Origin of the sequence: Lachnoanaerobaculum sp. Marseille-Q4761 (genome assembly GCF_017565785.1) — a bacterium.
Lineage (GTDB): Bacteria > Bacillota > Clostridia > Lachnospirales > Lachnospiraceae > Lachnoanaerobaculum.
In genome coordinates this window covers 184044-196791 of sequence record NZ_JAGEKB010000002.1, presented here as the reverse complement: position 1 = coordinate 196791, position 12748 = coordinate 184044, and the positions used below count along the sequence as shown (strand labels likewise).

Sequence of the window (12748 nt, the reverse complement as noted above, 5' to 3'; positions counted from 1 at the left end):
ATGGGGATTAAGACAACTGAATTTGGAAAAACTAAGGATGGTCAAAAAGTAAATCTATATACTCTGACAAATAAAAATGGAGTAAGTGCATCTTTTATAGATCTTGGAGGTACATGGGTAAATATGATAGTACCTGATAAAGACGGCAAATTTGAAGATGTATGTCTTGGATATGATACTGTAGCGGGATATGAGAACAATATACCTCACTTCGGCGCTATAATAGGCAGATATGCAAACCGTATACCTGACGGTAAGTTTTGTATAGACGGCAAGGAGTACAGACTTGCTTTAAATAATGGGAATTATTCTCTTCATTCAGGACCTGATTACTGGCATGACAGGATATGGGAAGTAGGCACTTTTGAAGATGAAGACAGAGATATGATTACATTTATGCTAAGAAGTCCGGATAAGGATCAGGGCTTTGGTGGTGAGGCGAGAGTAAGTGTAAGCTATGTTTTATCTGATGATAATGCTCTTACAATAGGCTACAGCTTCGTATGTGACAAAAAGACTGCCGTAAACCTTACCAATCATGCATATTTTAATCTTGCAGGTCAGGATAAAGGCGATATATATGATCAGGAAGTTATGATATATGCCGACAGTTTTTTACCATGTAATGAGAACTCCATACCGACAGGTGAGATAAGAAAAGTTGAAAATACGGCTATGGACTTTAGACAGTATAAGAAGATAGGTAAGGAAATTGACTCCGATTATGAATCTGTAGTGCAGGGCGGCGGATATGACCATAACTGGGTAATCAATGATTATGACGGGAACCTTCGACTTATTGCAAAAGCAAAAGATGAAAAAAGCAAGAGAGTAATGGAAATATATACAGATTTACCGGGAGTGCAATTCTATACAGGAAACTATCTGAATGAAGAAATAATAGGTAAGAAGGGATTTCCTTATAAAAAGAGGAGCGGATATTGCTTTGAGACTCAGTTTTTCCCAAATGCAATAAATATGCCTGAATTTATACAGCCTGTTGTGGATGAACTTGAAGAGTTTATCAGTGAAACAGTATATAAGTTCAGTGTAGAAAGAGATTGATGAAAAAACTTTTTATAGCGGAAAAGCCGAGTGTGGCAACCGAGTTTGCAAAAGCCCTAAAAGTACCTACAGGCAGAAAAAACGGATATTTGGAAGGTGAAGATATTATAGTTACATGGTGTGTAGGACATCTGGTGACTATGAGTTATCCCGAAAAATATGATGAGAGATTAAAAAGGTGGTCGCTTGATACCCTGCCCTTTTTGCCGAAGGAATTCAAATATGAAATAATAGACGGTGTAAAAGCCCAGTTTTCCATAGTATCAGGTCTTTTAAACAGAGAAGATGTGGATACAATATATATTTGTACTGACTCCGGAAGAGAGGGTGAATATATATACAGACTTGTGGATATGATGGCAAAGGTAGAGGGAAAGATAAGAAAAAGGGTATGGATAGATTCTCAAACCGAGGAAGAGATTTTAAGAGGTATAAGAGAGGCAAAGGATTGGTCGCATTATGACAATCTTTCCTCGGCAGCTTTCCTTCGTGCAAAAGAAGACTATCTTATGGGTATAAATTTTTCCAGGATACTTACATTAAAATACAGCAGGAATGTAGCAAATTTTTTAAAGCTTGACAGAGCCGTACTCAGTGTGGGAAGAGTAATGACCTGCGTTGTAGGTATGGTGGTAAACAGAGAAAGAGAAATAAGAAACTTTGTAAAAACTCCTTTTTTTAAGGTTCTTGGCAAATTTGAAAACGCCGGTATGTTTATATCCGGTGAATGGAAGGTGAATGAAAAGTCAAAATATTTTAATTCACCTATGCTTTATAAAGACAACGGCTTCAGAGAAAAGATATATGCAAAAGGACTTATAGAGCATATAGAAACAAGGGCAAATGAAACAGGAAGAGAAGTAATTGTCTTATCAAATGAGAAAAAGAAGGAAACCAAAAATCCTCCACTGCTTTTTAACCTGGCTGAAATACAGAATGAATGTTCAAAGAGATTTAAAATAAGCCCTGACGAGACATTAAAGATAATACAGGAACTGTATGAAAAAAAACTTGTCACCTATCCAAGAACGGATGCGAGAGTATTATCATCGGCTGTAGCAAAGGAAATTGATAAGAATATAAAGGGACTTTGTAATTTTCCTCTACTTGCAGGTTTTGCACAGGATATACTTAAAAAAGGTGTATATAAAAATATTGATAAAACAAAGTATGTTAATGATAGCCAAATTACCGACCATTATGCTATAATACCTACCGGGTTTGGAAATACGAATTCATTGAGTAAATTATCATTATCTGTATATGAGTTGATATGCAGAAGGTTTTTAAGTATATTTTATCCTCCCGCCATATATCAGAAATTTACTATACGAATGGGTGTAGGAGATGAAATATTTGTCAGCAATACAAAGGTTTGTGTTGAGAGAGGTTTTTTGGATATATTAAGTCCTGTAAAAAATGATGATGATGAGGAAAATACTGAAAATCAAAATCCCGAGTATATAAAAATGATTTCATCACTTAGAAAGGGCTCTAAGCTTGTTTTGGACTCAATGAGTATAAAAGAAGGTGAAACCGTGCCGCCAAAGAGATATTCTTCAGGTTCCATTATACTTGCTATGGAAAATGCAGGGCAACTGATAGAGGATGAGGAACTGAGGAGTCAAATAAAGGGGAGCGGTATCGGTACTTCCGCTACAAGAGCAGATATTTTAAAGAAGTTGTTTGCTATAAAGTATCTTGCCTTGAATAAAAAAACACAGATAATCACACCTACACTTTTTGGTGAAATCGTGTATGAAGTAGTTAATTGCTCTATTTCGCAACTCTTAAATCCCGAGTTAACCGCAAGCTGGGAAAAAGGACTTACGATGGTATCCAATGGAGATATAAGCTCTGAAGAATATATGACAAAGCTTGAAAGATTTGTAGGCATTCGATGTCTTAATGTGAAGCAACTTAATAATCAATACAGTTTAAATGCCATATTTGAAAAAATTTCCAAAGAGTATAAGGCATGAAAGGATAGAAAATGAAGAAAATCGATGTAAAAACTAAAAAACTTTTTGATCTTGAGGAGACTATCGCAAAGGAGTTGTTTGAAAGATATACATATCCATGGGAGGTGTTTAAAGATCTTGGGAATTTCATAGAGGAGGTAGGAAAAACATTGCCTGATATCGAGTATTTAAAAATCGGAAGAAATATCTGGGTACATCGTTCTGTAAAGATAATGCCGACAATTGCACTTGCAGGTCCGCTTATTATCGGTAAAGATGCAAGTATTCGTTCATGTGCATTCTTTAGAGGAAATGTAATTATAGGAGAGGGTGCTGTAGCGGGAAATTCATGTGAATTTAAGAATGCGATATTATTTAATAAGGCACAGGTGCCTCATTTCAGCTATGTAGGGGATTCTATTATAGGATTTAAGGCACATCTTGGTGCATCGGCAATCACATCCAATCTAAAGAGTGATAAGTCTGATGTGGTACTTCATCTTGATGATGCCGAACTGGAAACAGGCCTTAGAAAACTTGGAGCTATAGTAGCGGATGAGGTGGAAGTAGGATGCGGCTCTATTTTAAATCCGGGAACCGTTATAGGAAAGAATACAACCATATATCCGCTTTCAAATGTCAGAGGCTGTGTAAATAAATCATCCATCTATAAGAGTAAGGATGATATAGTGGTAAAGGCAAAGAAAAAGCCTACAATTGCAAAAATGTAATTTAATGCGTATGGATATCCATACGCATTTTTCATACTTTGATTACCGGCATAAAATACCAAAGACTAGTTGCTGTTTAAAATATCATTAAAGATTGATGCAGGTATTTTTAAATCACCATAGCCCCTTCCTATATATAATCCGGGCTTATTGTTTCCGTGGAAATCACTTCCGCCGGTGGGAAGCAAATCAAGTTTTTGTGCTAATGAATTCAGCTTATTTATATCACTTGATGAATGAGTGGAATGATATACTTCTATACCTTTTAAACCTAAATCTTTTAAATGTAATAAAAGGTTTTCCAATTCTTTTTCGGAAAATTTATACTGGAAAGGATGTGCGAGAGAAATAAAAAAGTTATGTCGGGTTAGAAATTCCATACATCTGTATGTAGTGATATTTTTTACCGGAATATATTTACCGCCATATTCCAGATATTTCTCAAAAGCCTCCTTTTTGTTTTTGACAACGCCCATATTTATAAGAGCATTTGAAAAATGAGCTCTCGTAATTTGTGCCTTCGGATTTCCGTTATTTAAGTCGTTCTCAGATATGAATATTCCGTCTTTTTTAAATCTCTTTATTATCTCTGTATTTCTATCAGCTCTTTCTTTTGCAAAAAAATCTAAATCAGAAAAAATTTCTTTAGGAATATCGGGTTTATCCTGAGAGAAAGAGGTAGACAGGAGATATCCTAAAATATGTATTTCTTTTTCTTCATATACACAGCTCATCTCCACGCCGGGTATTACAAAAAGACCGAGCCGAAGCCCTTTTTTAAAACATTCATTCACACCTGCCATAGTATCATGATCAGTAAGTGCGATAAGACTTAGAGATGCCTGTTTTGCCAGTACAGCCACATCTGTGGGCGAGTAAGTGCCGTCAGAAGATGTAGAATGTGTATGTAAATCAATATATCCTGATATCTTGTTCATAAATCACCTTTTAAAAATTAATAAATGTTTTAGATTTAACAAATCTTATTGATAAATCTTAATAAGTCTAGCATAATAAACTAATCAAAGCAAATTTGATATATTGTTTAAAATTTAAATTACTGCTATAATTTACCTTCAAAGTATTTTATATTGAAAATGATAAGCGATATTTTACCAATACATTTTGTAAGGAATAGAAATGCTAAATAATAAAGATAAAGAAAAGAACTATAGAAAACGCGGCTCTGAGAGGGTAAGGGAAGCCAGACAAAGGGCACAGAGGCAGAGAGAGGCATCAAATATAAATTTTAAGCCGGTGGCTTTGGTGATATTGATAATTGGTTTATCCGCTCTTTTTATGATAGTCGGTGTTGAAAAGATAACAAAGTTTGTGAGCGCTTTGGATATGCCAAGTAAAGAAGAGACTACACAGCCTGTGACCGAAAAACTTAAAAAGCAGATAAGAATCGATGATGTGGATATAACAGGAATGACAATAGCAGAGGCAAAGACTGCCATAGAAAAGATATATCCATGGAGTTTAAGTCTTTATATAAGCAATGATGAAGCAGATATACTGGAAGTTGAAAATATATTGGATATAAAGTTGGAGGCTCTTTTAAAAAAGATTTATCAGGATGTGGACAATGCAGCATCACATTACAGTATAAACTTTGATGACAGCGATATAGATACTATTGTTCAAAAGGCTAAGGATAAATGGGATATTCCTCCGAAAAACGGCTCTATTTCAGGCTTTAATAAGGAGACCAAAAGCTTTATATACGAAGATGAAAAAGACGGATATTTAATAGATGAGAACAGACTTAAGGAAGATTTAAGCTCTTTCCTTGGCAGAAAAAATTATGAGGCAAAGATTTCCGTTGTAAAGAATGAGGTAAAAGCAAGCATTACTGCGGCTGAGGCTAAGGAAAAATATAAGGTTATAGGTACTTTTACCACAAAGACCACTGATAATAAGGACAGAAACACGAATATTTCTCTGGCAGCGGAAACTCTCGACGGACTTATAATAAAGCCGGGTGAGGAGTTTTCTTTTAATAATACAACAGGGAACAGAACAATTGAAAGAGGATATAAGCCTGCCGGTGCATATGTAAACGGTGTTTTGGTAGAGGAGCCTGGAGGAGGCGTTTGTCAGGTATCATCCACATTATATAATGCGGTTATTTTTGCGGGGCTTAAGACCACAGAAAGACATGCACATTCTTTTGAACCTAATTATGTGACACCGGGAGAAGATGCTATGGTAAGCTATGACGGCTATGCAGGACCTGATATGAAGTTTATAAATACTTCAGATACGGCTATAGCTATTCGTGCAGTACTTACAGGAAAAACTCTTACCTGCTCCATTATAGGTATCCCGATACTTGAGGAGGGAGTGACGGTAGAGATGTCATCAAAAAAGATATCGGATTTAAACCCTCCGATTCCTGAGTATGTAGAGGATAAAAGTATAAAAAAAGGCAGTGAGGTAGTTGTAAATGAAGCCAAAAAAGGTTCAAGATGGGCTACCACCTATATAATAAAAAAAGACGGTGTGGTGGTGAAGGAAGAACAATTCCATAATTCCACATATAATGGAAAACCCGCAAAGATTAAGATAAATCCCGGGAACGGTGAAACAAGTGCGGCAAATGTTGAGGAAAGTACGGCTCAAACTGCTGAGACCAATCAGGAAACAAATACCATGCCGCCATCTGAGGAAACTACTCATGAAAAGGTAAGTGAAAGCTCTGTAAAAAAGAAGGAATCTGTACATAAGAGCGAGGCGGCTACCGAGAGGAAAGAATCTGTGCATAAGAGCGAAGCGACTACCGAGAGTACAGTGGAAAAGCTAAATACGGAAGAGAAGACCTCTAAGGCTCAGGAAAGTACAAAAGCAAAAGAAAGCACTCAAAGTACAAAAAACAAAGAAACAACGGCAGAGCAAACAGTTGAAAAGCTTAATACAACTGAGGCTACAAAGCCTGAAGAAACTGTACCCAAGCTTGAGAATTAGTAAAAACATAAAACCGTGTAGATAAATTACAATCTACACGGTTTTTTATTAGAAAATAATTAACATTTTTATATGTGCATATAGCTGTATTGACTTAGAACAAATTATAATGCTAAACTTGTAGTAAATTACATAGATGCTGAAACTATTTTTTAAAATTATAATAATGGTGGGGTAAAATTCATGAATAAGGAAAAAGAAAATGTAAAATATTTAAAACTTTTGAAGCAAAACTATTCTACAAGTCAGTCTGTAATTAGAGAAATTATCAATTTATCTGCAATAACAAATTTACCAAAGGGCACTGAATTTTTTTTAAGTGATATACATGGCGAATATGATGCCTTTTTGCATATAATGAATAATTGCTCCGGAGTTATAAAGGAAAAAGTTGATTTGATTTTTGAAAATACCCTGTCAGAGTTTGACAGACAGGAATTATGTACCCTTATATACTATCCGAGAGAAAAAATGACAATTCTTTCTGAGCATGGAAGGATTGATGATGATTGGTATTCAATGACATTAAATTATCTTATAATGCTTGCAAAACTTTTATCATCAAAGTACACAAGGTCAAAAGTAAGAAAAGCCCTGCCGGAGGATTATGCTTATATTATAGATGAGCTTTTGCATGCACAAAAAAATGAGGATACCAATAAAGTAAGCTATCATAAGCATATTCTTCAAACAATTATTGATCTGGATGATGCGGATGAATTTATAATTGCGCTATCTGCACTTATAAAAAGGCTTGCGGTGGATCATCTTCATATAGTGGGAGATATTTTTGACAGAGGAGGAAAAGCTGATAAAATAATTGACTTATTACTGGATTATCATTCACTGGATATTGAATGGGGAAATCATGATATTTTGTGGATGGGTGCGGTATGCGGAAATGATGCATGTATTTGTAATGTTATACGCAATAATTTAAAATACGGCAATGTAGAGATTTTGGAAAATGCATACGGTATCAGCTTAAGGCCGCTTATTCTTTTCGGTATGTCAAAATATGGAATTAATGACGGCATAAAGGCTGCACTTGCGGCAATAAAAGTTATTTTATTTAAACTGGAAGGGCAGCTTATAAAAAGGCATCCGGAATATGGTATGGATGACAGATTGCTTTTAGAACATATTGATAAAGAAAAGGGTATAGTAAAAATTGACGGAAAAGAGGCGGTATTAAAAACTACACTTTTCCCTACACTGGATATAAATAATCCTTATGAGCTTACCGAGGAAGAAAATGAAATAGTATTAAAACTTCACAGAAGTTTTGTTTCAGGTCAAAGACTTAATAATCATATAAAGTTTTTATATGATAAGGGCAGTATGTATAATGTCTATAATAGAAATCTTATTTATCACGGCTGTGTACCGGTGGATGAAAACGGTATATTTGATATGTTGCTTATCAATGGAAGATACTATCATGGAAAGGCATTACTTGATATATGTGAGGTAAAAGCAAGAGCCGCCTATGTTGACAATCCGAATATGGATGATGTTGATTTTATGTGGTTTTTATGGGGAGGTGAAAAATCTCCTTTATGTGGCAGGAAATTAAAGACTTTTGAAAGGGATTATATAGAGGATAAGAGTTTTTGGCATGAAAAATCCAATCCTTATTACAGCAGATATTATGATGAAAGCTTTTGCTCACAGATACTTCATGAATTTGGTCTATATGATGCACATTCTCATATAATAAACGGACACACACCTGTTCATGCAATTGACGGAGAGGCTCCTATCAGAGCAAACGGAAGGCTTTTTGTTATTGACGGAGGATTTTGTCGTGCAATGAATAAAACCACAGGTATTGCAGGCTATACATTGATATTTAATTCGCATGGATTAAGGCTTAAAGCTCACACACCTTTCACCTCGGTGGAAGATGTTTTGATAAATAATACCGATATCAAATCAGAATCCGAAATAGTGGAAAAAGATACTTACAGAATGTTTGTAAAGGATACGGATATCGGTAAAAAATTATTGGAAGATATATCGGACTTGAAGAAATTGCTTGAGAATTATCGCAAGTTATAGTTAATGATATATTGTTTAATCAGGGAGGTAGATATTAAAATTATATAAAATTTCAAAGTAAATTATAGCCGGGCAGAGTAAATTTTTATCTGCCCGGCTATAAATATTAACAGTATACTTTGTTAATTTTTAAGTATAAAAATAGTTATATTTACTTAAAATATATATCTAACAATGTCTTATTAAGGGTTTTATTGTTTTAAAATAGGTACAAGCGGTATTGTACGAAGAATAATACACAAAATGAGAGCATAATTATTTGCAAATATTTTTTAAATTGGTATAATGAGAGACGAAAAACTAATTTTATAATTTTTATAAATAATTATTTAGTAGGAGGAATTAAATGGCTAACAGAAAAATGAAGACCATGGATGGTAATCAGGCAGCTGCTCATGCATCATATGCTTATACAGATGTTGCTGCAATATATCCGATAACACCATCATCTGTCATGGCAGAGCACACCGACGAGTGGGCAACAGAGGGTAGAAAGAATATTTTCGGCCAGACTGTTCAAGTAACAGAAATGCAATCAGAGGCAGGTGCTGCAGGTGCAGTTCATGGTTCTCTTTCAGCCGGAGCTTTGACTACAACATATACAGCTTCACAGGGTCTTCTTCTTATGATTCCGAATATCTACAAGATAGCGGGAGAGCAGCTTCCGGCTGTTATCAATGTTTCAGCTCGTGCAGTTGCTACACATGCGCTCAGTATCTTCGGAGATCATTCAGATGTTTACGCTTGTCGTCAGACAGGTGCTGCAATGCTTTGTGCATCATCAGTTCAGGAAGTTATGGACTTGACACCTGTTTCACATTTATCAGCATTAAAGGGTAAAGTTCCATTCATAAACTTCTTTGACGGATTCAGAACATCACATGAGATTCAAAAGATTGAAGCTTGGGATTATGAAGATCTTAAGGAAATGGCTGATATGGATGCTATAGCAGCTTTCAGAAAGAATGCGCTTAATCCAAATCGTCCTGTAGAGAGAGGTTCAGCACAGAACCCTGATATTTTCTTCCAGGCAAGAGAAGCAAGCAATCCATATTATGATGCATTACCTGCAATTGTTCAGGAATATATGGACAAGGTTAATGCTAAGATCGGTACAGATTATAAATTATTTAACTACTATGGTGATGCTAATGCAGAGTCTGTTATCATAGCTATGGGTTCAGTTAATGATACAATAGAAGAGACAATTGATTACCTTGCGAAAAAGGGTGAGAAGGTCGGAGTTGTTAAGGTTAGACTTTACAGACCGTTCAGTGCAGAGGCACTTGTAAATGCTATACCTGACAGCGTTAAGAGAATTCAGGTTCTTGACAGAACAAAGGAGCCCGGTTCACTTGGTGAGCCGCTTTGGCTTGATGTTGTTGCAGCACTTAAGGGAACAAAGTTTGATGCTGTTCCTGTATTCAGCGGTCGTTACGGTCTTGGTTCAAAGGATACAACACCTGCTCAGATCGTTGCAACATTCAAAAACACAGAGAAGAAGAGATTTACTATCGGTATCAATGATGATGTTACACATCTTTCACTTGATCCTGGACCTGCTATTGTTACAACACCTGAGGGAACTACAAACTGTAAGTTCTGGGGACTCGGTGCTGACGGTACTGTAGGTGCAAATAAGAACTCTATCAAGATTATCGGTGATAACACAGATTTGTATGCGCAGGCATATTTTGATTATGACTCAAAGAAGTCAGGTGGTATTACAATGAGCCACTTGCGTTTCGGTAAGAAGCCTATTAAGTCAACATATCTTATTCGTAAGGCAAACTTCGTAGCATGTCATAACCCTGCATATATCAGAAAGTATAATATGGTACAGGAGCTTGTTGACGGCGGTACATTCTTACTTAACTGTACATGGTCGGATGCAGAGCTTGAAGAGCATATCCCCGGACAGGTTAAGAAGTATATTGCAGATCATAATATCAACTTCTACACAATTGACGGTGTAAAGATCGGTATAGCTACAGGTATGGGACCAACAAGAATTAACACAATTCTTCAGTCAGCATTCTTTAAGCTTTCAGCAATTATTCCTGAGGAGCAGGCTATTGACCTTATGAAGAAGGCGGCTGAGAAGACTTACGGAAGAAAAGGTGAGGATGTAGTTAAGAAGAACTGGGCAGCTATCGAAGAGGGTGCTAAGAATGTTCATAAGGTAGAGGTTCCTGCAAGCTGGGCTGATGCAAAGGATGAGGGACTTGACTATGTGGTACATACAGAGGGTAGAGAGGACGCAATCAAGTTTGCAAATACTATCCAGACAGCTGTAAGTGCGCAAGAGGGTAATAACCTTCCTGTATCTGCATTCGTTGACTATGTAGACGGTACAACACCTGTAGGTACAGCTGCATATGAGAAGCGTGGTGTTGCCGTAAATATGCCTATCTGGAACAGTGATAACTGTATACAGTGTGGATTCTGTTCATATGTATGTCCTCATGCTGTTATCAGAACAGTTGCTCTTACAGAGGATGAGGCAAAGAATGCTCCTGAGGGAATGAGTGTACTTCCAATGACAGGTATGCCGAATTACAAGTTTACAGTAGCCGTATCAGCACTTGACTGTACAGGTTGCGGTTCTTGTGCTAATGTATGTCCGGGTAAGAAGGGCGAGAAGGCTCTTGTTATGGAGAGTATGCCGGAGAATGTACATAGACAGAAGTGGTTTGATTATGCAACAGCTACACCTGAGAAGGCTGAGGTTATTGCCAAGTTTAAGGAGACAACAGTTAAGGGTTCACAGTACAAGAAGCCTTTACTTGAGTTCTCAGGCGCTTGTGCAGGTTGTGGTGAGACACCTTATGCAAGACTTATCACACAGCTCTTTGGTGACAGAATGTATATCGCAAACGCTACAGGTTGTTCATCAATCTGGGGTAACTCATCACCTTCAACACCATATACAGTAAATGACAAGGGACATGGTCCTGCTTGGTCCAACTCTTTGTTCGAGGACAATGCCGAGTTCGGTTACGGTATGTTCCTTGCAAATGAGGCTATCAGAAAGGGACTTAGATCAAAGGTAGAGGCTATTGCCGAGAACGGTTCGGATGAGCTTAAGGCGGCAGCTAAGGAATATCTTGATACATTCACTGTAGGTGCACTCAATGGAACTGCAACAGACAATCTTGTAGCCGTACTTGAGAACTTAAATACAGCTGAAGCTAAGGAAATCTTAGATAATAAGGAATTCTTATCAAAGAAGAGCCAGTGGATCTTCGGTGGTGACGGTTGGGCTTATGATATCGGTTTCGGAGGTCTTGACCATGTAATCGCAAGCGGTAAGGATGTAAACATCATGGTATTTGATACAGAGGTTTATTCAAATACAGGTGGACAGAGCTCAAAGTCAACAAAGACAGGTGCTGTAGCACAGTTTGCTGCCGGCGGTAAGGATACAAAGAAAAAGGATCTTGCAAGTATTGCAATGAGCTATGGTTATGTATATGTAGCACAGATAGCTATGGGTGCCGATTACAATCAGACTGTTAAGGCACTTGCCGAGGCAGAGGCTTATCCGGGTCCGTCACTTATCATTGCATATGCACCATGTATCGCTCATGGTATCAAGAAGGGTATGAGCAAGGCTATGACAGAGGAGAAGCTTGCAGTTGAGGCAGGTTACTGGCATAACTTCAGATTTAACCCTGATGCAGAGAACAAATTTACTCTTGATTCAAAGACACCTACAGGAGACTACCAAGAGTTCCTTAAGGGTGAGGTTCGTTACTCATCACTTGCACTCAAGGATCCTGAGAGAGCAGCTGAGCTCTTTGTTAAGAATGAGGCGGATGCTAAGGAAAGATTTACATATCTTGAGAGACTTGTAACATTATATTCAAAATAATATAAGCTGATAATATAGAGTTAATAGACAACAATCTATTTAGTGTACAAACGGAAATCACATTTGTGATTAAAGGGTATTGATAAAAT

At 36.9% G+C, this 12748-nt stretch carries 7 protein-coding genes; 6 read left to right on the top strand and 1 reads right to left on the bottom strand.

Annotated features, from left to right (window positions below; translation table 11 throughout):
* From J4O15_RS08150 to J4O15_RS08140, 3 genes are read left to right on the top strand one after another with little or no spacing between them, the layout of a single operon-like run.
* On the top strand, positions 1–1065 hold the full coding sequence (locus J4O15_RS08150) for an aldose epimerase family protein (RefSeq protein WP_208100399.1): 1065 nt from the start codon (positions 1–3) through the stop codon (positions 1063–1065).
* A complete protein-coding gene (locus J4O15_RS08145; protein ID WP_208100398.1) occupies positions 1065–3047 on the top strand; it encodes a DNA topoisomerase in 1983 nt (660 codons plus the stop codon). The genes J4O15_RS08150 and J4O15_RS08145 overlap by 1 nt, the downstream gene beginning before the upstream one ends.
* An 11-nt stretch (positions 3048–3058) precedes the next feature.
* Entirely contained in the window at positions 3059–3757 is a 699-nt protein-coding gene (locus tag J4O15_RS08140; RefSeq protein WP_208100397.1) for a UDP-N-acetylglucosamine pyrophosphorylase, read from the top strand.
* Between the two features lie 65 nt (positions 3758–3822).
* Here J4O15_RS08140 and J4O15_RS08135 read toward each other — a convergent pair whose 3' ends face one another.
* Positions 3823–4695 carry a PHP domain-containing protein gene (locus J4O15_RS08135; RefSeq protein ID WP_208100396.1) on the bottom strand — a complete coding sequence of 291 codons (873 nt, stop codon included), beginning with the start codon at positions 4693–4695 and terminating at the stop codon, positions 3823–3825.
* Between the two features lie 202 nt (positions 4696–4897).
* Between J4O15_RS08135 and J4O15_RS08130 the strand changes: the two genes are divergently transcribed.
* From J4O15_RS08130 to nifJ, 3 genes are all read left to right on the top strand, one after another.
* A complete protein-coding gene (locus J4O15_RS08130; RefSeq protein WP_208100395.1) occupies positions 4898–6724 on the top strand; it encodes a VanW family protein in 1827 nt (608 codons plus the stop codon).
* Between the two features lie 183 nt (positions 6725–6907).
* Positions 6908–8785 carry a fructose-1,6-bisphosphatase gene (locus J4O15_RS08125; protein ID WP_208100394.1) on the top strand — a complete coding sequence of 626 codons (1878 nt, stop codon included), beginning with the start codon at positions 6908–6910 and terminating at the stop codon, positions 8783–8785.
* A 346-nt stretch (positions 8786–9131) separates the two neighbouring features.
* Positions 9132–12659: a pyruvate:ferredoxin (flavodoxin) oxidoreductase gene (nifJ, locus tag J4O15_RS08120; RefSeq protein WP_208100393.1), complete on the top strand. Its 3528-nt coding sequence runs from the start codon at positions 9132–9134 to the stop codon at positions 12657–12659.
* Positions 12660–12748 lie beyond the last annotated feature (89 nt).

What these genes read in the sequence shown, in the direction of transcription:
- nifJ (WP_208100393.1), top strand. Translation starts at nt 9,132, where the DNA reads ATGGCTAACAGAAAAATGAAGACCATGGATGGTAATCAGGCAGCTGCT.
- J4O15_RS08145 (WP_208100398.1), top strand. Translation starts at nt 1,065, where the DNA reads ATGAAAAAACTTTTTATAGCGGAAAAGCCGAGTGTGGCAACCGAGTTT.
- J4O15_RS08150 (WP_208100399.1), top strand. Translation starts at nt 1, where the DNA reads ATGGGGATTAAGACAACTGAATTTGGAAAAACTAAGGATGGTCAAAAA.
- J4O15_RS08130 (WP_208100395.1), top strand. Translation starts at nt 4,898, where the DNA reads ATGCTAAATAATAAAGATAAAGAAAAGAACTATAGAAAACGCGGCTCT.
- J4O15_RS08140 (WP_208100397.1), top strand. Translation starts at nt 3,059, where the DNA reads ATGAAGAAAATCGATGTAAAAACTAAAAAACTTTTTGATCTTGAGGAG.
- J4O15_RS08125 (WP_208100394.1), top strand. Translation starts at nt 6,908, where the DNA reads ATGAATAAGGAAAAAGAAAATGTAAAATATTTAAAACTTTTGAAGCAA.
- J4O15_RS08135 (WP_208100396.1), bottom strand. Translation starts at nt 4,695, where the DNA reads ATGAACAAGATATCAGGATATATTGATTTACATACACATTCTACATCT.